This window comes from Sphingobacterium sp. MYb382, from assembly GCF_037572665.1.
Lineage (GTDB): Bacteria > Bacteroidota > Bacteroidia > Sphingobacteriales > Sphingobacteriaceae > Sphingobacterium.
Map to the genome: position 1 here is coordinate 46,395 of NZ_JBBGZT010000021.1, position 22,227 is coordinate 68,621.

At 39.3% G+C, this 22,227-nt stretch carries 19 protein-coding genes; 4 read left to right on the forward strand and 15 right to left on the reverse strand.

From position 1 onward, the window contains the following. Nucleotides 1-6: 6 nt before the first annotated feature. The 6 genes from WH223_RS09070 to WH223_RS09095 all read right to left on the reverse strand — a co-directional run bounded on the left by WH223_RS09070 (nucleotide 7) and on the right by WH223_RS09095 (nucleotide 4,256). On the reverse strand, nucleotides 7-765 hold the full coding sequence (locus tag WH223_RS09070; protein WP_340047269.1) for a hypothetical protein: 759 nt from the start codon (nucleotides 763-765) through the stop codon (nucleotides 7-9). Nucleotides 766-833: 68 nt separating this feature from the next. Then, the gene (locus WH223_RS09075; protein WP_340047271.1) at nucleotides 834-1,694 is read right to left on the reverse strand and encodes a glucosaminidase domain-containing protein; all 861 of its coding nucleotides are present in this window, start codon (nucleotides 1,692-1,694) and stop codon (nucleotides 834-836) included. Continuing rightward, nucleotides 1,695-2,408 carry a glucosaminidase domain-containing protein gene (locus WH223_RS09080; protein ID WP_340047272.1) on the reverse strand — a complete coding sequence of 238 codons (714 nt, stop codon included), beginning with the start codon at nucleotides 2,406-2,408 and terminating at the stop codon, nucleotides 1,695-1,697. Between the two features lie 22 nt (nucleotides 2,409-2,430). Further along, the gene (locus tag WH223_RS09085) at nucleotides 2,431-3,066 is read right to left on the reverse strand and encodes an O-methyltransferase (RefSeq protein ID WP_340047273.1); all 636 of its coding nucleotides are present in this window, start codon (nucleotides 3,064-3,066) and stop codon (nucleotides 2,431-2,433) included. A gap of 131 nt (nucleotides 3,067-3,197) precedes the next feature. Further along, nucleotides 3,198-3,830 (reverse strand): GTP cyclohydrolase I FolE, encoded by a 633-nt coding sequence (gene folE / locus WH223_RS09090; protein WP_340047274.1) that lies wholly within the window; start codon nucleotides 3,828-3,830, stop codon nucleotides 3,198-3,200. 15 nt (nucleotides 3,831-3,845) lie between these two features. Beyond that, nucleotides 3,846-4,256, reverse strand: a complete 411-nt coding sequence (locus WH223_RS09095; protein WP_340047275.1) for a 6-pyruvoyl trahydropterin synthase family protein — start codon at nucleotides 4,254-4,256, stop codon at nucleotides 3,846-3,848. A gap of 61 nt (nucleotides 4,257-4,317) precedes the next feature. Here WH223_RS09095 and mqnB point away from each other — a divergent pair, with 61 nt between their 5' ends. From mqnB to WH223_RS09110, 3 genes are all read left to right on the forward strand, one after another. Further along, nucleotides 4,318-4,941 carry a futalosine hydrolase gene (gene mqnB / locus WH223_RS09100; RefSeq protein WP_340047276.1) on the forward strand — a complete coding sequence of 208 codons (624 nt, stop codon included), beginning with the start codon at nucleotides 4,318-4,320 and terminating at the stop codon, nucleotides 4,939-4,941. A 137-nt stretch (nucleotides 4,942-5,078) separates the two neighbouring features. After that, nucleotides 5,079-6,065, forward strand: a complete 987-nt coding sequence (locus WH223_RS09105; RefSeq protein WP_340047277.1) for a pyruvate dehydrogenase complex E1 component subunit beta — start codon at nucleotides 5,079-5,081, stop codon at nucleotides 6,063-6,065. A gap of 103 nt (nucleotides 6,066-6,168) precedes the next feature. Further along, the gene (locus WH223_RS09110) at nucleotides 6,169-6,930 is read left to right on the forward strand and encodes a DUF6263 family protein (protein ID WP_340047278.1); all 762 of its coding nucleotides are present in this window, start codon (nucleotides 6,169-6,171) and stop codon (nucleotides 6,928-6,930) included. A gap of 68 nt (nucleotides 6,931-6,998) precedes the next feature. On the opposite strand, the gene gcvH is transcribed toward WH223_RS09110, so the two are convergent. Beyond that, nucleotides 6,999-7,379: a glycine cleavage system protein GcvH gene (gcvH, locus tag WH223_RS09115; protein ID WP_340047279.1), complete on the reverse strand. Its 381-nt coding sequence runs from the start codon at nucleotides 7,377-7,379 to the stop codon at nucleotides 6,999-7,001. 97 nt (nucleotides 7,380-7,476) lie between these two features. Here gcvH and WH223_RS09120 point away from each other — a divergent pair, with 97 nt between their 5' ends. Beyond that, nucleotides 7,477-8,673 (forward strand): anhydro-N-acetylmuramic acid kinase, encoded by a 1,197-nt coding sequence (locus tag WH223_RS09120; protein ID WP_340047281.1) that lies wholly within the window; start codon nucleotides 7,477-7,479, stop codon nucleotides 8,671-8,673. 34 nt (nucleotides 8,674-8,707) lie between these two features. Here WH223_RS09120 and WH223_RS09125 read toward each other — a convergent pair whose 3' ends face one another. The 8 genes from WH223_RS09125 to WH223_RS09160 all read right to left on the reverse strand — a co-directional run bounded on the left by WH223_RS09125 (nucleotide 8,708) and on the right by WH223_RS09160 (nucleotide 22,141). Beyond that, nucleotides 8,708-10,633, reverse strand: a complete 1,926-nt coding sequence (locus WH223_RS09125) for a 7TM diverse intracellular signaling domain-containing protein (RefSeq protein ID WP_340047282.1) — start codon at nucleotides 10,631-10,633, stop codon at nucleotides 8,708-8,710. 145 nt (nucleotides 10,634-10,778) lie between these two features. Beyond that, the gene (locus WH223_RS09130; protein ID WP_340047284.1) at nucleotides 10,779-12,659 is read right to left on the reverse strand and encodes a RagB/SusD family nutrient uptake outer membrane protein; all 1,881 of its coding nucleotides are present in this window, start codon (nucleotides 12,657-12,659) and stop codon (nucleotides 10,779-10,781) included. 12 nt (nucleotides 12,660-12,671) lie between these two features. Next, nucleotides 12,672-15,749 (reverse strand): SusC/RagA family TonB-linked outer membrane protein, encoded by a 3,078-nt coding sequence (locus tag WH223_RS09135; protein ID WP_340047285.1) that lies wholly within the window; start codon nucleotides 15,747-15,749, stop codon nucleotides 12,672-12,674. A gap of 457 nt (nucleotides 15,750-16,206) precedes the next feature. Further along, nucleotides 16,207-16,869: a DUF2461 domain-containing protein gene (locus WH223_RS09140; RefSeq protein ID WP_340047286.1), complete on the reverse strand. Its 663-nt coding sequence runs from the start codon at nucleotides 16,867-16,869 to the stop codon at nucleotides 16,207-16,209. After that, nucleotides 16,859-17,668, reverse strand: coding sequence for a phosphatidate cytidylyltransferase (locus WH223_RS09145; protein ID WP_340047287.1), 810 nt, complete (start codon nucleotides 17,666-17,668; stop codon nucleotides 16,859-16,861). Before WH223_RS09145 ends, WH223_RS09140 begins: the two co-directional genes overlap by 11 nt. Next, nucleotides 17,658-17,879 carry a hypothetical protein gene (locus tag WH223_RS09150; protein WP_340047288.1) on the reverse strand — a complete coding sequence of 74 codons (222 nt, stop codon included), beginning with the start codon at nucleotides 17,877-17,879 and terminating at the stop codon, nucleotides 17,658-17,660. The genes WH223_RS09145 and WH223_RS09150 overlap by 11 nt, the downstream gene beginning before the upstream one ends. Continuing rightward, a complete protein-coding gene (locus tag WH223_RS09155; protein WP_340047289.1) occupies nucleotides 17,860-18,771 on the reverse strand; it encodes a CPBP family intramembrane glutamic endopeptidase in 912 nt (303 codons plus the stop codon). The genes WH223_RS09150 and WH223_RS09155 overlap by 20 nt, the downstream gene beginning before the upstream one ends. Nucleotides 18,772-18,838: 67 nt before the next feature. Continuing rightward, the gene (locus WH223_RS09160; RefSeq protein WP_340047290.1) at nucleotides 18,839-22,141 is read right to left on the reverse strand and encodes a S41 family peptidase; all 3,303 of its coding nucleotides are present in this window, start codon (nucleotides 22,139-22,141) and stop codon (nucleotides 18,839-18,841) included. Between the last annotated feature and the right edge of the window lie 86 nt (nucleotides 22,142-22,227).

The following is a 22,227-nucleotide window of genomic DNA, read 5'->3' on the forward strand; positions in this document are numbered from 1 at the left end:
TTATTCTCAATTAGCAACGTCTAAATGTATCTGAGGTAATTCTGGTAAAAGGCGCAAGTTAGGATTTAATTTAAACATTTCATACTTACCTTTTATATACGATGACAATTGATAAGGCGTTGCAAGCTTCACAAAAGTGTAGCTAGGGCGGTAATTACGCATGAAAAGCGTCAACTGGTCACCCTTTAGCCCTGTAATATTACTAACCAAATCTCGTGTAAAATTATAATCGACAACGTTGGCTTCATAGTCCTCTTGAATAATCCTTGTCAAGCGTTTCGCTTGTTTTACTTCACGACTAAAAAGACTATAAATAGCATTGATGCTAATACCTGCTCCCGTAGGCCCCACGGTAAAAACATCACCTGGATCAGCTAAATTAAAACTCTTCCGATAAGCCTCTTTCGTAGCTTTTAAAACGTCATCAGGAGATTGACGAGCAACGACACGAACTTCAGGAATATAGATACTAGAGCGACGCATATATATGAGGAGCACCGCTTGCCCAGTATAGGTTAATGTATCTGTAAAGTAGCCTTCTTTCTCAACGATAATCTTTTCGCCAGCCTCTACATGTAGCGAAAACTCTCCGCGCGAATTGTTAAACGTATTCTCTTTGGTTTCGTCATTCCGAATAAAAGCCTTCGCGACACGCTGACCACTGAATTGGTCAAACACGATTCCTTCGACAGAACGAACGGCCTGTGCCGACCCCAAAAAGGGCAGGTTAACGACGATAAAAAGAAAGAAAAGGGTCTTCATCATGCTCACGATGTAAAACTAACGTAAAGAAGAATAAGTTGTTTATTTCTTAACAAATTTTAAATCTTTACCTACTTCGTGATGACGATAAGTTGGCCAAGAGAAAGGCTATCGGAGGATAAGCCATTTAATTGTTTTAGTTGATCAACGCTGACGTTATACTTTTTGCTGATTGCAAACAAGGTATCACCAGTCTTAACCTCATAGATGGTCATCACGACAGCACTTTTGATTTCTGTAGCAGCTACGGGTTCTTCAATTTGCTTCTCTGCAATCAAGTGTTCAACCTTCTCGATACGCTTCTCTTCAGCAGCATAAGAACGCTCACCACTATCATATTGGTACAGGGCGTACCGCTCAATCAATTCAATTAATAATTCAGGATACCGTGGATTTGTCGCATAGCCTGCGTCTTTCAAACCACGAGCCCATCCTTTATAATCATTCTTTTTCAGGGAGAAGAGCTTCTCATAACGCTTGCGCAATAAGAATGTACTGTGGTCACGAAAAGATTGCTCTGCATTATTATAAACACGAAAACAGTCGTTAATATTATCATCCGGACGGGTGACAGACTTCCCATTCCAAGTACCACCACATTTAATTCCAAAGTGATTGTTCGCTTGTTGGGCAAGAAAACTATTGCCATTACCTGACTCCAGTAGTGCTTGCGCCAATTTTATGCTGGCCGGAATACCATATCTGTTCATTTCATCAATCGCTACAGACTTATAACGATCGATGTAGGCGTTTCCGCTCAAGGAGGTTCCTTTATTTCCAGTTTTGTTATTGCTTGAACTATTACCGTTATTACCCGCGCCGTGGCCACCTTTACCGTTCGCATGCGACGGTGACTTCAATACAGCATGTCGCTTAGAAGAACAAGCTCCCAAGAACAAGCAGAGAAGCAAAAGCAATAACGTGTTTCTCATTTATAGCAATGATCTTTGTCCTGTTGGTAATTTATCACTCGCTAATTTTCCCTTACGGGTAAGTCCTTCAGCAGCGTTGTTTAACTTCTTAGTCAACATATCGGCTACATCAAACTTATTAACGGGCTTATTTTTAAGCATTTCTTTTAACAACAAATCCTCTTGAGCAACACTATTCTGAGCAAGCATGCTTTTCCCAGGTATAGTATTAGGCATCAAAGGCTGGTCATAATCATCTAAATTATAACGATCTATCGTTGATAATACTTTAGATGACCAATCGCCAGTTCTAGAGTATCCAGAACGTGCAATACCACGCACCCACTTTTTATAATCTTGCTCTGTAGCTTCATCAAAAAGTGTACTTGTAGATTTACGGCGTTGTAATAAATCGATAAAATCAAGGTATGACTCTCTTACAGAGCTATATCCTTTATAAGCGGAGCGAATTTTTTTACTACGATTACTTCCTTTAATACCGAAATGATTGTTGAGGTGTTTGGCTATACGGCTATTACCGTAAGCACTTTCGTGAATAGCGATTGCTAATATGACAGATGCAGGAACACCTGTTTCTTCCATAAGCTGCTGAGCGACTTCTTTATACTCAGCTATATAGCTACTGGGTGAAAATTTTTGTGCTTTTGTCGTTGTGACAGTTAACACAAACAGCAGTAATACTATAAAGTATTTACTAATATCTGTTTTAAGCATTTTTTTAATTTTAGTACAACAATTACTTTTTGCGCAAAACAAAAAGCCCGTCTCTAATTGGCAGAATAAGTTTTTCAACTCTTTTATCAGCTGCCAAAGCTTCGTTGAGTTCCAACACACGCTTGGTTTGACTATCTGGATTATCCAGCAAGACTTTACCCTTCCACAATACGTTATCAAGTAAAATTAATCCGCCAGAGGGAACACGGTCTATCAGAGTTTCGAAATAATATAAATTTCGCTTTTTGTCGGCGTCAATAAACACCAAATCAAAATCGCCCGCTAGTTGAGGAATAACCTCTGCTGCATCCCCGATATGATAATGGATTTGATCTCCATAAGCTGAAGCGTCAAAATAAGCACGAACGCGCTCTTCTTGTTCCTCATTCACATCAATGGTATGCAAGACTCCGCCTTCTTCTAAAGCTTCCGCCAAACACAAAGTAGCATAACCTGTAAAAGTCCCAATTTCTAAAATTCGCTTGGGTCTAGCAAGTTTTGCCAACATGGAAAGAACTCTTCCTTGAAAATGACCGGAAAGCATATGTGGCATGGTCTCTTTGAGGTAAGTCTCTCTATTTATTCGACTTAACAACTCGTTTTCCGCATCACAGGTCTTCTCCAAGTAGGCATCTAAAGCCTCTTCATTTTCAAGCATAAGAACAAAAGTAACGAAGCCAATTTAAAATGAGAAACAATTTAACATAAATTAAACCTTTGACTCCGTTCGTTATAAGCAAAAAACGCCTTGTACTGTTCATACAAGGCGTTTAAAAGGATTAATTTTTTCTAGTGAAGTGAAGCGGTAATCAGGCGTAAAAATTCTGACCGTGTAACATCGTTCTGAAATGCTCCAGTAAATGCGGAAGTCGTCGTCACCGAGTTTTGCTTCTGCACACCACGCATAGCCATACACATATGTTGACACTCCATAACGACCGCCACACCTGCAGGGTTTAAGGTGTCTTGAATACAGTCACGAATCTCGTTAGTCAAGCGCTCCTGCACCTGTAAACGACGTGCGAAAGCATCCACTACACGTGGGATTTTACTCAAACCAACGATATGTCCATTCGGAATATAAGCGACATGGGCTTTACCGAAAAATGGTAACATATGGTGCTCACACATCGAATATACTTCAATATCCTTGACTACTACCATTTGGCTATAATCTTCGGCAAACATGGCACTTCTAAGTACCTCTGCGGCATTGATATCATAACCATGTGTCAAAAATTGAAGTGCCTTAGCTACCCGTTCTGGTGTCTTTATTAACCCCTCACGCTCTGGGTTTTCACCAATAGAGCGTAAAATGTCTGGATAGTGTTGCGCAATTTGCTCCACTGATTTCTTATTGTACTGATCGATTTTGATATAACCGTCCTGCTCTTCGTCTTCGAAAGATGTTAGATTACTCATTAGTATAAGGGTTTATTAGCCGAAGTACTCGACATAGTTGTTTTCTGTTTCGTATAACTTTACAGCGTGCAACTGCACCTGCTCCTGATCAAAGTGAGGTTTCAATTGATCAAATATGGCTATCGCTATCACCTCTGTTGAAGCTCTTTTGCCGGCCATAAAATCTACGTCTAAATTAATATTCTTGTGATCTAGCTTATCTACCACTTGTGCTAGAATGATTTTTTTCATCACCTTAAGGTCGATTACGAAGCCCGTCTCTGGGTTGACTTCCCCTTTGACAGTAACAAAAAGCTCGTAGTTATGCCCGTGCCAATTGGGGTTTGAACAGTTTCCAAACACCTGCTCATTACGCTCTTGCGACCAATCTTCGCGGTACAGCCGATGAGCGGCACTAAATCTTTCTCGCCTGGTAATGTAAATCATAGAACAAATATACTGTTAAAAACGATATATTAGTAACTTCACCTTCACAAGGTCATTCGGTATGATGAAAGTTCTCTTTGTTGCGGCAACGCAACCAGAAATAGCGGCTTTGCTTCCGCTCTTTGAAAGCAAAAACATTGATTTTATATGCACAGGAGTCGGTATGCTGGCCACCAGCCATGCGCTCACCAAGCAGTTAACGACAAACACATATGACCTTATTGTTAACATCGGTATCGCTGGAATCCTTGATCCCAAAACGACCTTAGGCCACGTATATCAAATTACAGACGATTGTATTTATGAACTCGGCGCAGAGGATCATCAGCAGTTTATTACGATTGAGGATTTAGGTTTTGGCACCTCACGCTTTGCACAAAAGCTACCAGAAATACGGATAAATTACCCTTCCGTTCCAACTATCCACGGTATAACCGTCAATAAAGTACATGGTGCAAAACAATCGATCAGCCGCTTAAAATCACAATATCCAAGCCTAAACCTCCTAGAATCCATGGAAGGGGCTGCCGTTTTTATGGTCGCTCAGCAGGAGGGAATACCCGTATTACAATTTCGAAGTAGCTCCAACTATATTGAGCCTCGCAACAGGGAAGCTTGGCAAATAGGGACAGCCTTAAAAAACCTCCATCTTTTTATTGAAAAATTTGTCGCTTCTTTGGGGTAACCTTCTTATTCATTGTAACATCTTTCTTATCAAATAATGACATTTTTCAAGCTTTTTTGCGTCATCTAGACTACGAAATATCAATAAATAATAGTAGTTTTGCGATATTCTTTAAAAAAGACACAATTTTACAACTGATGAGAGAAATACAATTCAGAGAAGCGCTTCGCGAAGCAATGAGCGAAGAAATGCGTAAAGATGACAAGATATTCTTAATGGGCGAGGAAGTCGCTGAATACAATGGTGCGTATAAAGTTAGCCAAGGCATGTTAGATGAATTTGGTGACAAACGCGTTATTGATACACCTATTGCTGAGCTTGGTTTTACAGGTATCGGTGTTGGTGCAGCGATGAACGGTTTACGTCCGATTGTAGAATTCATGACCTTCAACTTTTCGTTGGTTGCTATTGACCAAATCGTCAATGCAGCAGCAAAAATTCACCAAATGAGCGGTGGTCAATTTTCTTGTCCTATCGTATTCCGTGGTGCTACAGGTAACGCGGGTCAGTTGGCAGCACAACACTCTCAAAACTTTGAAAACTGGTATGCAAATACACCAGGATTAAAAGTTGTTGTTCCTTCCAACCCATACGACGCTAAAGGTTTATTAAAATCAGCTATTATCGATCCAGATCCAGTAGTTTTCATGGAGTCTGAGGTTATGTACGGTGATAAAGGACACGTTCCTGAAGAGGAGTACTACTTACCAATTGGTAAAGCAAACATCATCCAAGAAGGTACTGACGTAACTGTTGTTTCTTTCGGTAAAATGATTCCTCGTGTTGTTATTCCAGCAATTGAAGAATTGAAAAAAGATGGTATCAGCGTAGAATTAATCGACTTACGTTCTGTACGTCCGATTGATTACCCAGCTATCATCGAGTCTGTTAAGAAAACAAACCGTTTAGTAGTTGTAGAAGAGGCATGGCCTTTAGCTTCTATTTCTTCGGAGATTTCTTTCCATGTACAAAAGAATGCTTTCGATTATTTAGATGCACCGGTTATCCGTGTAACATCAGCTGACGTACCATTGGGTTACGCTTCAACATTAGTAGAAGCTACATTACCAAGTGTTGCGAAAGTAGTTAAAGCTGTAAAAGAAGTATCTTACTTGAAAAAGTAAGCGTATTAAATATACTGTAAAAGGTCTCCAAACATCAGTTTGGAGACCTTTTTGTTTTCTATTAACTTCATTTTTCCTATCTTCATAATTAAATAAAAATAATATGAGAAAATATATCCTGATTGGAGCATCCTTGTGCTTAAGTTTATTTAGCTACGCACAGAAAGCTGTCGATTTCAAACTAAACCCTAAAGTCGGAAAACCTTTAACAACGGTGCTAACTATTAAAACAGATGTAGATGGACCACAAAGCGTTATTATGGACATGGGTATGAAAATGTCTTTAACAGCGACCAAACACGAAAACAATGTATTCACTATGGAAAGCGTGGTGAAAGGCATCAAGATGGATGTAAATACAGGCGCTAATACCATTCATTTCAACTCTGAAGAGGAGCCTGCAGATGAGATGTCTAAAATGCTAGCAACACAGTTCTCGCAGGTGCTAGGAAAGACCTTTTCGATGAACCTAAGCCAAAAAGGTAAAGTAATAGACTTCACCTTACCAGAAGGCCTTGATGAGGGTATGGATAGCGAAACATTTGGAAATATTACAACACCACTTCCTGATGAAGCTGTCGCTGTTGGCGCAACTTGGAAAAATGAAGTACAAATGGCTGAACACCCTTTCCTTTCCCGTACGGAGACTGTTTCTACTTTTAAAGCTGAAACTCCACAGGGTTATGTGATTGATGTTTTAGGCAAGCTTTATGATACTAGCGACAAGCAAATAGGGGAGATTGTGGGTAGCTATACCTTAGACAAACAAAGCTTTTTAACGAAAGAAGGAACCGTGAAAACAACAATTGAAGTTCAAGGTGCTAAAGTGATTAGCGATGTTAAAATAGGCGTTATTGAAGACTAACGATTGACAATACATAAAAAAGCCCGTATTCATTTATCATGAATACGGGCTTTTTTTATAGCTACAACTTAAGCGTTGATTTCAGCTTTATATTGATCAGCAGATAATAAAGCATCTACATCAGCAACGTCATTCAATTTAACACGGATAACCCATCCATCACCGTAAGGGTCAGAATTCACTAATTCAGGAGAACCATCGATAGCGTCGTTAACAGCTAATACAGTAGAAGCAACAGGCATAAACAAATCAGAAACTGTTTTTACAGCCTCTACAGTACCGAAAACTTCGTTTGCAGCTACCTCTTCACCAATAGTGTTGATGTCTACAAAAACAATATCGCCTAATTCGCGTTGTGCGAAATCAGTGATGCCGATTACGGCTTCATCACCCTCTACACGAACCCACTCGTGATCTTTAGTGTATTTTAATTCTGCTGGAAAATTCATAATCTTTTTCTTTGCTCAAAAATAGAATTATCATTTGACATAAACAAAAATTTAAAGATTTCACTAAAAGCCACCTTTTAACGCTTATTTTAGTAGCATGAAGGCACAAATTGATAAACTACATGCTATTTCGCAAAAAACAGAACGATACATTATCGGCTTAATGTCGGGCACCTCCCTTGATGGGCTGGATATCGCTCTTTGTAAAATCAAAGGTTCCGGAAAATCGACCGAAACAACCGTAGAAAAATTTGTTACCCTTCCTTATAATTCTACTTTTCAAGACCAAATACGTTTGGTATTCGCGAAGCGTACTATTGATTTACAGGTTTTATGTGGATTGAACGCCCTCATCGGGCAAACACATGCACAGCTCATCAACGAAGCACTCCAACAATGGGGAATTACGAAAGAAGAGGTCGATCTTATTGCTAGCCATGGCCAAACAGTATACCACGCGCCACAGCAGCTGACAAAAGATGAATCATTCCCAAACAGTACCCTTCAAATAGGGGATGGCGACCATATAGCTGTGCAAACAGGAATTATTACACTATCTGACTTTAGACAAAAACACATCGCCGCAGGCGGAGAGGGAGCCCCCTTAGCAGCCTATGGCGATTTCCTTTTATTTACCGACAATCATGAAAATCGGGTTCTTTTGAATATTGGTGGTATTTCTAATTTCACCTTTTTACCAGCATCGAATACCGCATTGGCAGCCTACGCAACAGATTTAGGCCCTGGCAATACCATGATGAATCAATATTGTCATCAATATTTTGGGCTAGAAATGGATCAAGATGCTCGCTTGGCGAAACAAGGACGTGTTTGTCAGCCTTTACTAGACCAGCTCATGCTGGAGGACTTCCTTAGCGTTGACTTTCCGAAGACAACAGGCCCAGAGCTTTTCAACTTAACTTACCTAGCAGAAGCGCAAGCTACATCCAATAGTCAAGACATTGCCCCAGAGGATGTACTCGCTACGCTCAATCTATTCTCGGCACAAGCCATCATCCAAGGGATTAAAAAAGCAACAAAAGGCTTAGACAACATTGCTGTATATGTAAGTGGAGGAGGCTTACACAATCCTTTATTGCTGGAAAATATTAAAAATGGACTCCCTGGAATTAAGATTACATCTTTCCAAGAACTCGGCATCAATCCCGACGCGAAAGAAGCGTGTTTATTTGCCGTTCTAGCTAACGAAACAATCGCGGGTGAGCCAAGTAGCTTGTCGGGCATAAAAGACTCTCCAGCGGCTTATATGGGCAAAATAAGCCTGCCTTATTAGGCAAGCTTATGTACTATTCGGTAAAAACCGTAAATTAATCCAAAGTATTCAAAACAAGTTTCGTCCAAGCCGATTTTTTACCCTTTTTATTGCTTGTCAGGAGGCTTTTTATACGACTAGCATAGTTCCAGCAGGTACTTTGTCGTATGCCTAGTTTTTGAGACAACTTATAAGAAGAAATGTCTCCTTGGTAAAAATGAACCAAGTAAACGAGGTAAAAGGCTTTGTTAATTGGGATACGCACATTCTCAAATATGGTCTTATTTAAAACAGACTCTTCATAGGTACACTTAGTGCAACGGCGACTATATGGCGTCTTACCGGCACAGTAATTATCATGCCCACATTTGATGCAATGATAGGTATCATCCCATTTCAATTCAGACAAAAACTTATAACAGGTCTCCTTATCAGAATATTTGGACTGAAACTCTTCAAAGTCCATCTCTTTTGAAAGGACACGATCATCCGTTATACGCTCAATATTGGTTTGAAGGCTCTTATTATCGTTCGTCAGCAATTGATTCATCCTGTTTATCTCCTCGGACTGCTCTGTCAGGAGCCTATTCATGTCCTTCAATTCTTGATTCTGGCTAGCAATAATTTCAGACTTCTCTGCCAACCTTTTGGATTTTTGGACAATCTCTACGGTGCGATTCTCCACTTCTTGCTTCAACTCCAAATTATAGCTTTCTTGCAACTTCTCATTGATGCGCATCTGTTCGATGACCCTTTTCTGCGCCAATTCCTTCTTATTCTTCAGTAAACGTACCCGATCACCAATGGCAAAAGATAAAAAGATCATCTCGATAAAAACACCAAAAGTGATACTATAATGGCCTATATAATTCTGTAAAAATCGTGCATAACCCAATACATAAATCACCTTAACAATAAAGCTCAAGAAAAGGAAAGAATAACCTAGCACAAAATAACGTGCGGGACGATATTTCTTTTTCCAAAGCCAAATACCTGTGAAAAAAGCAATAGACAAAGGAATCACTTCAATGAACTTAAATATAAACCACGTTTGTTTAAAGCAAAGACAGTATATGAAAAATAATATCCTTAAGACAATGACGATATTTAAAATATGATTAAGCTTTGGCTCCCGCTGCTTTACGTGAAGGAGGGATTTCGTAAATAAAAGTGCAAAGACACTAACGCAGCATACAAAAAAAGCTATAGCGTACTGATTAATCCAGGGGTTCGCCGGCCATAAATATTGGAAAGCAATACCATCTGAAGACATTTCATAAAGTCCAAAACAAAAAACGTATAAGACATAATAAAGATACTGACGTCCTCTTACGGCAAAATACATCAGCAAATTATGAAAGCCGAATAACAAAATCATACCATAAAAGAGCCCAAAAGTGAAGTATTCAGCCAGTGCATACTGAACGAACCTCTCGATGCTACGATACACCAATATCACATTCACCATCTGCCTAGAACGCACCTTGAAATATGCTTCATAGGTGCCCTTTTCAAGCGCTGGAATAGCAAATTCGAAGTTTTTATGCTTAAATAATCTTTGATTAAAATCTAACGAAGCTCCACTTTTATAATGCTCAAAACCACCCTTACCATCCGGGATATATGCTTCTACGAGATCCGCCGTTTGATCGAAAAACTCAATGATTTGTTTTCCTTTAATGTTTTCGTCCAACTTGATTTTTATCCTAAACCAATAGGTTGATGATCGATTAAAATTCTTAGGATAAAAATTCTGATTGGGTTTAAAATCTTGCGCTTGAGAACTTGCGCTAATAGCAGCAAAGGATTTTGTGTTTGTGCTATCTTCTAAAAGGTAAACTTCAGCCTTATTAAAGATATGTTCGGCTGTTTGAGGTTGTATGTTTATCGGTTGTTGTCCAAATAGTAATCCTATTTGAAACAGTAATACGCACAATCCAATTCCAAATCGACGTATTGTATTAAAATTTATAGTAGCCATTTGTTATACTTCGACTTTATCTTCTTTAGTATCATAATACCCGAATAGCTACTCCTTGACAGGAATAAAACTATTCGGGTTTATAGAAGATCAAAGTAACAAAATTATCAGAAAGCTACATCGAAATTTTCATCATTAAAAAAGTCTACTCGACTATTTTATCCAATGGAGGTACATTCTTTTCTGCACCAGTATAACCTTCGTTTTGATTAATCATTCCGTTTGTATTAAAACGCTGCGCCGCTGCTGGCACAGGCCATAAAACATGGTATGGAGCGATTTCGTAACGTACACCTTGAAGTGTAGGTACTTTATCACGGTAAAAAGAGTTTTTCTCGATAATACGATCGTAAAAGAAGTTATTTTGAGAGAAATTAGCTAAGGTATAGGTCTTGCCCGTATAAGAAGCAATGCCTGTCTTCGCAAAAATGAACGCTATACGCGTTAACTCCGTCTTACGTGGTTCTTCCCAAAACAATTCACGTGCTCTTTCGTCCAACACAGTACCTATATTGACTTTGCTGGCATCGGTAAGTAGTTGTGCATTGGCACGACCACGAACTTGATTGATATCTGCCATAGCTAAGCCCTGCTGACCTTTCCAAACATAGGCTTCTGCACGAAGTAAGTAGGTTTCTGCCAGTCGAAATACGTACCAGTCAGTATTAGTACCACGTGGTGGATTCCAGTTTGGATCTTCGGCAAACTGGTTTGTCGAATTGATAAACACCTTATAATGAGGCCAACTAAACCAATGACGTATGGTGTCCACAGCACCGTTAGTAAAGACCTTATTAATATTATCCTTCGTATACTGAACGACAGGCTTCCCATAAAGACTACTAATAGCAGGGTCTTTCGAATTTTTTATTGCAGGATTATTGTAAACTAAATCTGTCATATCCATCCACATCCCTTTTGCATGTCTATAATCCGTTTGATCCGTCCATATTTGCGTCGTACTATAATATGTCCCGCGATAGCGACCGATACCACGTCCATACATCCGTGTAAGCGGTATTTCGGCATTTATACCATCAACGATGGCTTGCAATCCTCCTTGTGGGATATTAAGGTTATTAAAATGCCATGCAGGCACCGTATTACGCATCAATTGTGATCCTAGATCCGTACGTCCTTGCAAAGTTTGACGGTCGATAACTAACAATAAAGCTTCTTTATTCGCTGATATTGCTTTGTTATCCATACGGTGTAAATCCCAAACGACATTTTTCGTCAAATCACCCGCTGTACTTCCAAAACGATTGCGCATTAAAGCGTACGTGCCACCATCAATGACTTTATTTGCGGCAGCAATGGCACCATCAAAATCACCTAGAGCAAGATTAATTTTTGCCAACAAATGGTTAACGGCACCATTGGTAACTTCACCTTTATTGCCTCCATCTTTTATCCATTGTTGTGCAAATGTTAAATCTTCTTTCATCTTTTGAAGAATTACCTCCCGCTTCGTGGAATAAAAATCATACTTAGGTGAAGTAAGATCTTTCAATAACAAAGGGACATCTCCAAATTCATGAACCAAGCGGTAGTAAAAGTATGCACGGTAGAAGTATGCACCCGCTAAGATCTCATTCTTCTGCTGCTCGGAAGTATATTTAGGACGATCAATATTGCTTACAATCGTATTTGCCGAACGCACAGCTGCGAAAAAATTAGTCCAATACCAACCTACTTTGTTAAAATCATCATTATCAAGGTTAGCATCTGGGGTAATTTGAGATACCAAATTTTGAGCAGGTGTTGATTTATCTGTCGTACCATCTACCGCTACATCAGAGAACAATGACTCCGTTAATAGAGGAGCGGAGTCTCCAAAAAACTCGTTGCGTGAAGCACGCCCTAAAGCATTCAGCACGCCTTTAAGCGCATCCACATTATCTAAATTTTCCGGTGAATATTGCGATAACTGGTCTGAATCTAAAAAGCTCTTTTTACAGCCATTTACAGTCAAAAGACCTATTGAAGCTACAATAGCGGCTATTTTTATATTTATTTTCTTCATGTTCGGTAAAAATTAGAGTGATACATTCAGTCCTAAAGTGTAGTAACGCGGGGTTGGTCCATTATTCTGCGGATCCCAGAAGTTCCACACAGGAGCGTAGACTGCTGCATTATTGACATTGGCATATACCTTTAGGTTTCTTACTTTTAACCGCTCAGCTACTGCCACAGGCAAAGAATAAGCCACCGACACGTTGTTTAATCGAATAAAACTATTGTTTCTGAATACCCTAAAGCTTGTTCCATTAGCACCACTACCTAATCTAGCATAGTCATTAATTGGGTTTTCTGGCGTCCAATACGGCTGTATATAAGAGGTAGAACGTAAGAAACCGACACTTCCTGGATTGTTCTTCGCTTGGTTAAACTCCTTTTTCTGTCCGATATTAGATATAATTTGGAATGAGAAGTCAAAGCTCTTAAACAAATTGAATTCATTACGCAAAGCCCAAGTGAAACGAGGAGAGGTATAGCCAAGAAATTGCTTATCATCATCATTATACACATAATCGCCATTTACATCATCCAGTTTAAAATCTCCTGGACGAATACCTGCTTTTTTATACAATTTTGCTTCTTCGGCCTCATTTTCCTGCCATACGCCATTAACTTTGTAATCCCATATCACATCGATATCTTGACCAATAAACCAACCGTTTCCAGGATCGTTATTTGGTGTCGCTAAGCGAACAATCTTATTTCTATTCAAGGAGAAAATAAGATTGGAATTCCATTTGACATTACCTTCCACAATGTTTCGGCTCGTCAAACTTAATTCAATACCTTTATTTTTCACCTCGGCCAAGTTGGAATATACAAATTGGTAGCCCGACACACTAGAAACGCTTTGTTTAACCAAAAGATCATTGGTCTTCTTGGTGTAAACATCAATTGCACCACTCAATCTCTCTTTAAATAAAGAAAAATCTAATCCCGCATTGATGGATGTTGTTTGTTCCCATTTAAGGTCAGGATTTCCCAATCTCGAGTTAACAACCACGGTATTTACTTCAGATGGCGTGCCGCTTGCATTTACCGTTTGATACTTACCTATAGTAAGCTGTGAAAGCGCTGCATACGGATCGACAGTTCCGTTATCTGGGTTACGGAGATCTCTATTTCCATTAATACCATAAGAAACCCTTAATTTACCGTAATTCAACCATGAAACATTCTTCAGGAAAGATTCTTCCGTGAATGTCCATGCTGCTGCTATAGCGGGAAAAGTGGCCCGTTTACTATTCACACCAAATACGGAATACCCATCTCTGCGTACCGAAAAAGTAACGTTGTAGCGATCCATAAGCCCATAATTAACACGAGCCATCAAAGCATCACCTGTATAAACTTTATCTTCACTATTCACGGTCGGTAAATTTCCGCTAGAAAGATTATGATAACTTAGGTAATCCCCGGGAACAAAACCTTGATTAGCAGCTTGTGTCCACCATGTTTGGTATTTTTCAGAGTTCGCTAAGAGCGTAACATCTACATTGTGAATATCTCCAAACTTCCGATTCCATTTCAAAAGATTATCAATTTGCCAGTTATAACGCGTTTCATTTTCTCTAACAGCTCTTCCGCCTACGATAGTAACATTTGGGTTTTTAGATGATTCATGGTTGAATACACGATAGTTATCAAGCCCAGGACTAAAGTTAAATTGATAAGTAATACCAAATGGTAAGTTAACTTTAGCGAATAAACTAGCAAATAAGGTATTCTGCTTAAACATTCTGTTATTATAGGTCATGTTAAGAAACGGATTTCGTGCATTTAATCCATTGTCATCCGTAGGAATTCTTCGTAAAGAACCATCAGCATTATATTTATCTCCATAAGGTGACAGATTTGTTAACTGCCCCCAGTCGGCTTCAATGGCACCCTCATCGCGATCAGCAAACTGCACATTAGCACCTAATCGTAAGAAGTTGGTCACCTTACCCTCTAAATTTAAGCGAGCACGAAATGTACTAAATTGACCTCCATCAATTAGGTTTTCATTCTTATTATAACCAACGGACATGTAATACGTGACATCTTCTTTTCGACCACTCAAACTCACCGTATGATCTTGACGGATACCTGTTCTGAAGATATCATCGTACCAATCGGTTGTTTTATCGGCCTTATAATTAGCGATTTCATTGCCAACTAGCCCTAAACGTGCCAACCAAAGATCGATAGGATCGGCATCTTTATTTCCGCCAGATAGCCATTGTTCATAGCTTATGCCCTCCGGAAGTGCACGGGGATCATCATAAAAATAGGATGGACGAGATCCTGTTGCTTTACCAACATCAGCGCGCCAACGCAAGAAACCAGGACCATCATATACACGTTGATTACGTGACAAAGCTGCTAGCCCCCAGTTCGTGTTAGCCGTTATTAATGGTTTTTCTCCAGTTCCTTTTTTTGTTGTAATCGCAACAACACCAGTTGCTGCTTTTGCACCATACACCGCTAATGAACTGGCATCTTTCAACACATCTATCGTTGCGATGTCATTGGGATTGATATCCGACAATTGTCCGTTATAAATAATACCATCCAATACAATAAGGGGTGCTGTCGAAGCGGAAAGCGTAGTTTTACCACGAACAAGCAAGTCACCACCGCCTTTAGCAGAGGTATTTTGAGAAACACTTAAACCTGCGATATTTCCTTTTAATAGGTCTGCTACACTTTGTGGGTTTTCATTTTCTAGTTGCTCAGCCTTCACGCTGGAAATAGAACCTGTCACATCTTTTCGACTAGCAGTACCATAACCAATAACAACGACTTCAGTAAGATCCGTACTCCCCGTCTCTAAAGTAATATTTAAAGCCGCTTGATCACCAATTTCTTGTTCTTTGTTCCGAAATCCAACGCTCGATAAAACTAACGTTGACTTTGGATAAACAGGAATGGTAAACTGACCTTTATCATTTGTCGTGGTTCCTTCGGAGCGATTTTTTAATTTGATAGTTACATAGGGGATAGGTTTCCCCTGACTATCTACAACAGTACCGCTGACTGTCCGATTTTGTGCATGCGCAGCAAACGACAGCGCAAGTACACTTGAAATCAAGAGCGTTAATTTTTTTGCCATAATTTATAAAAATTTAGCGTTGAAATGAGATTTATATTGGGTTATTTGTGGAGCCTAAATTAGTTCTATCAAATCACAAAACAACAGAAAAACAACGCAAACGTTTGAGTAACAGATAGATATAAATAAAACCAATACACTTAAATCGCAAGAAAACAAGTGGCTAACTGATTGATTTACAAAATATATTATAGAAATAGAAAAATCTTCTTAATACGTTATTTAAACAACTATCTAGTTTTTAGTTTTATTTATTTAAACCTCGTAAAATGCGATTTTGGCTCATCTACGACAAGACGTTAAAGCATGAAAACTCGTAATAAATAGCATAGTTCGTTATATGTAGCATAGACAATAGAACGAACGTCTGGAAAGTAAAAAGCGCCATTTTATGTGAGAAAATGGCGCTTTTTAACCGGTCACCTACGAATAAAAGACCGAAAATGATAGGGAGGCTTTATTGATCTAAAGCTTGATGAATATATTTTTTGAAAGGATAGATTCGCTTTGCGGCATCAACAACCATTTTCAGTGAATTAGGCTTTGTTAGCTCTTCATCTGTAAGACGCTGATCAATAATAAAGCTTTTCAGCTTTAATAATTCGATATTTGGATCATCAACGGCATATCCCGCTGGCGGTCTTTTCAACTTGTCTTCTTGTGATAAATCAGCGATAGTATAGCTTCCTTCTTCCAAAACTTGAATAAGCTCTTCACTGTTATAATCTATTTCCTGACGGATAGCATCTAAATGTTGCTTCTCGGGTCTCCAATAGCCTGCAGCGATGTAGTTATTACCAGGCTCAACATGGAAATAATACTCAGGACCATCTAGTTTACGCCCGTCTACAGAAATACCCGCTGAAAACCAGGTCTTGTAAGGCGTTTTATCTTTAGCAAAACGGATGTCCCTATAGATACGGAACAAACATTTACTCGCCTGAATATCCGTATTAATCTGTGGATCGAAAGTAGAAAATTCCGCAATTAAAGCGGTAATAAAAGCTTTAATATTGGCATTTGCAGCCTCATACTGTGCTTTATTCTCCATAAACCACTCTCGGCTATTATTCAACCGAAGGTTATTTAAAAAATCAAATGTACGCTGCTCAATGTGCATAGACAACAAATTCTAAGAAAATATAAACCAAAGGAGCAGCAACTAAAAGACCGTCGAAACGATCTAAAAATCCACCATGACCAGGAAGAATGCTCCCTGAATCCTTAACACCTAAGGTACGCTTCAACATAGACTCAACTAAGTCGCCTAAAGTGCCGAAGACACCAATAATAAGTGCCACAGCAGCCCATTCAACACGGCTTAGCGTACCGAAGTACTGCGCTAAGTTTAAAGCAACGACAACGGCTAAAACAACACCTCCGATAAAGCCTTCCCATGTTTTGTTTGGTGAAATACGTTCAAAAAGCTTCGTCCGACCGAAACTACGGCCCGAAAGGTAAGCTCCTGTATCATTCGTCCACAAAAGAATCAGAAAACCTAAAGGAAGATAAGGATTGAATGTACCGCTAATAAAACCTAAAGCAATAAAAAAGGTGAAAGGTACTGCCGCATACATTATCCCCATTAATGTAAAGCCAATATCCTGAATTGGATTAATTGTTTTACGGAAAAGAGCACATAAGGATATCGCTAACACAGGAAGCACGCTTAATAGGGTAGCCTTTAAAGGAGTAAACCCTAAAAAATAACCTGCAAATAGCCCTACAATAAATAAAGCACTAAGCGTTCCTAAAATACGCAAAGGCTGGGTGCTCTCCGAACGAATCAATCCATAGAATTCCAATACGCTCAATAAGCCAACAAGGCCGAAAAAGGGAACAAAAGCATAAGGACCTAACAGAACAGCACCAACAAGAACGATGATAAAGAAAAAACCGGTAATAGCTCTAGTTTTCATCTTCTCCTTTTGTTTCCTCCGCAGTCAATAAAGCTAAAGCGGCAGATTCATTATCTTGATGAACGAAAAGCTCGATACGTCCCACAATAAAAGACGAATCTTGCTTATTAATAAGTACAGCAGCAATTCCTTGCTCTTCGAGAAGTTGTTTGTTAAGCTCGCCGATAAGTGCATCGGTATAAGTAGCTACTTTAAGCCAATTTTTTTCCATAAAATGTTCCTTTACTGGCGTAGCGATGGTAAAAATACACAATCACCACACCTGAAATTAGGCTACCAAGATACACAATAATTGAATAACTATCACTTGCAACAAGGTCGCCATAGCTTTTTCCTTGTCTCGTATAATAAAAAGCTAAGATGGTAACCGACGCGTTATTTATAAAGTGTGCACATATCGGTATCCATATATTTTTGCTCCATAAAAGCATATAGCCGAAGAAAACTCCTAGCAACATACGCGGAATAAAGCCATAGAATTGGAAATGAATCGCACTAAAAATAAAAGCCAACAACCAAACAGCAAGCTGTTCATTCTTTAAAATACGCGTAAATATATTTTGCAACGCACCTCTAAAAAACAACTCTTCGCCCAAAGCCGGCAAAGCCGCAATGACAATCAGGTTGATAAAAAGACGCGGAAAGGAGTCTACCATGACCATTTTCTCCGTTAATACCGCACGATTAGCCTCTTCGGCAGCCATCCAGCTTTCTATACTCTTAAAAAAGGTAGGAAGCTTCATATTCATGTTCCAATCACCGATTAAAGACATCAACGGGCTAAAGCTAAACATAAAGAGGATAGCCAATAGGAATAACCAAAAGCTAGAGGATTGTGTCGGTGCCATCGTTAATGAAGGACGAAGCCGCTTAAAGAAATAAACAGGCAACAAGAAGGTACCAATAGTGCCCAAGGCAGTGGCTGCTGCATAAAAAACAGGGTCACTAGCCATTGTTTCCATACTAAATTGCCCTCCGTCAAACTTTACGAGCCCGTAAATAAGTACCGGAATCTGCGTCACAATCATACTCCCAAAAGCAACAAGGAGAAATAAAACTAAATCCGACCAAGCATCTTTTTTTGTTCCTGCTTCTATATTCATCTTTTAAAATTAACAAAAAGGGCGATACAAAAAATCTTGTATCGCCCTTTTCTTTTTTTTTCACTCCTTATTTTACACGGATTGGGTCTTTTGGATCTTTAATCTCTTTGTAAGGATAAGTCTTCATTTCTTCTAATAAAATTTGGACTGTTTTTTCTAACTGAGGGTCTCTACCTTCAAGTAAATCCTTAGGTGTTTGCTCAACAAACACATCAGGAGCCACCCCTTCGTTTTCAATGATATATTTACTATCTAAGTTGAAAACACCAAAGTTTGGCGAGGTAATGCTACCACCATCTAGTAAAGGAGGATAGCCCGAGATACCTACTAAAATACCCATTGTAGTGCGGCCCACTAATTTACCTAATCCTTTGAAACGGAACATGTATGGCATCATATCACCACCAGAACCTGCATTCTCATTGATTAGCATAGCCTTTGGACCATAAATACCGTTACCTGGTGTTGTAAAGCTTTTTCCATCTCTTACTTTCCATCCTGCGATTAACTCACGTGATAAAAGATCGATAACATAATCAGCAACAGAACCACCACCATTATTACGCTCATCCATTAATAAGGCTTTCTTATCCATTTGGGAGAAATAATAACGGTTGAAATACGTATATCCTTCTTGTCCTGTATTAGGCATATAAACGTAAGCAATTTGACCTTTACTCATCTGATCAACCTTCTTACGGTTATTCTCAACCCAGTCCATACGACGAAGCTCGACTTCGTCAGTGAATGAAATAGGACGTACAATAACTTCACGAGCGCCATCTTGGCCTGCTTTGCTATTGATTTTAAGCGTTACTTGCTTTCCTACTTTATTTTCTAATAATTCGTACAAATTAACCGCTCCATTCAAAGCAACGCCATCTACAGCGACAATATAATCACCCGCGTTGATATTCATTCCTGGCTCAGATAATGGCGCCTTAAAGGAAGGATTCCAATCCAAACGGGTCAACAGCTTGGTAATTTTGTACCCACCATTGCTCACCTCAAAATCAGCACCTAAAGTTCCTGTGCTTACCGAAGGGGAGGATGGTTGATCGCCTGGATAAATATAATTGTGTCCTACGACCATTTCACCCATCATCTCGTTCAACAAATAGCCTAAATCAGAACGGTGACTTACGTAAGGTAAGAATTTCTGGTATTTGGCTTTAATTGCATTCCAGTCTGCTCCATGCATATTTTCAACATAGAAAAAGTCCTTCTGCATAGACCATACCTCATTAAATACTTGGTTCCATTCTGCAACAGGATCAATAAGAACTTTTACATCTGTAACCGTAATTTTCCCAGCGCCAGGAGCAGGCTTTTGACCAGCATTAACGATAAAGAAATCACGTCCATTAACGTAAATCATCTTCTTACCATCAGCGCTTATATCAAATCCATTTGCTACATCAACGATAACTTTATCTTCAAGCTTCGCCAAGTCGTATGTGCCTATAGAACGACCACGCATGTAAGTCAACATGCCATCGGTAGCACCATTCAAACGGTAGAAACCTGCTGGCAAAGGAAGAGCAACAATACGGTTGTTAATGTTATTGAAATCAACTTTTACCGCTGGAGTTTTATCACCCGGTTTGCTGTTGTTTTTATCAGCAACTTTCTCTTCTGGCTTTTTAGTATCGTCTTTCTTAGGCTCTTCTTTCTTCGTTTCCTCTTTTTTCGTGTCTTCGACTACTTTCTCTTCGTCGCTTTCATTCTTGAATAAGGAAGGCGTTTCACTAGAAAGAATAAAAGCATAAACATTATAGCTTACATTCTTCTCATAAGCAGACATATGTAAGCCTGAATTGGTCAATCCAGTATTCGTGCTCGCACTGAAGAATAAATATTTACCATCTCTACTGAAAGCAGGCTGATTGACAGCACTCATACCATCTGTAATCTGGGTACTTTGTTTTGTCGTTAAATTGTACATAAACAACGTACGTACCCCATTATTTAAACTCTTAACATAGGCAATCCAATTAGAATCATAAGCCCATGCTGGTTGAAAATGGTTTGAAGTACGTCCTGTCATAGAGCTTAAGCGGTCGTCATCTACTTTTGTAATCTTCTTCGTGTCAATATCGACATAGTAAAGATTTAAGTGCGCATCGTTATAAAAAAGCTTCTTACTATCGGGCGACCAAGTCGGTTGGAAGTAAAAACCAGTCTCTCCCAAACTAATATAAACCGCTGCATCTTTAGCGAGTTGGTCACGTAACACCAACTCATATTTTCCATTTTTATCAGAGATATAGGACACCCATTTTCCATTTGGCGACCAGCTAGGGAAGCGTTCATGCGAACCTGGAGAGCTTGAAAGATTACGCGCATCACCTTTTTCTTTAGGAACACTAAAGATTTCACCACGGCTTTCAAATAAAGCACGTTGCCCAGTAGGAGAGATGCTAAAACCACGAATACCGGCATCCATATTCTCATAACGAGTACGCTTATACATGGCATCATTATGTACAGAAATAGCTAAGGTATTGACCTTCTTACTGTCTGTTTGTAGAATATGTAAACGTCCTTGGTACTCGAAAGTAAGCTCTTTACCTTGTCCACTTAGCGTTCTGACGTCATAGTCCTTGTAATCCGTTATTTTATCAACTTTCTTCGTTTTAACGTCATAAGCGTAGATGTTTACAATTTTATCCCTATCGGATAAGAAATACACCTTGTCGCCTAACCATACAGGCTTAACATCATTGCTGTTTGTGCCAGGAATAGCTTCTACATTTTTAGTCTGTGTATCAAAAATCCAGATGCTAGGCATACCGCCACCACGGTAGCGCTTAAAGGCTACGCGATCTCTTTCTGTAGGGTCACCATTCTTGATATAAGCCCAATATCTACCGTCAGCAGAAGGGCTTCCTTGATAAGCCTCAGGCATTAATAATGGCGTAGCAGCCTCTCCGTTCACGTTCTTTTTATATAAACGAGAACCTAACGAATAGGTAAACTCACGTGTTGTCGTAAAATACAGCTCATTGTTATTAAGCCATCCACGTACAACATCAGCCGATGGATGATAGGTTACGCGTTGTGGTGCTCCTCCATAAATAGAAACAACATAAACATCGGTGTTACCATCGTAGTTGCCCGTAAAAGCAACACGCTGTCCATCCGGAGAAAAAATTGGATTTTGTTCAACACCAGGATTACTGGTTAAACGTTTAGGGTTAGCCCCATTTTTATCGGCAATCCAGATATCACCGCCATAAACAAAGGAAATATGTTTATCACTAATGCTTGGACTACGCAACAAGAGGGTCTCTTCCTGCGCTTGAGCAACAGAAAATAACGCCCCCGTAAAAATAAGTGTCTTTAAAAGACCGGAGAATGTTTTGTTCATTGAGATTAGTAGCTGATTAATACATCAAAAATAACGGAATTATGTTTCAATATACTGATATATCAGATATGTTGCATAAAAAAAGC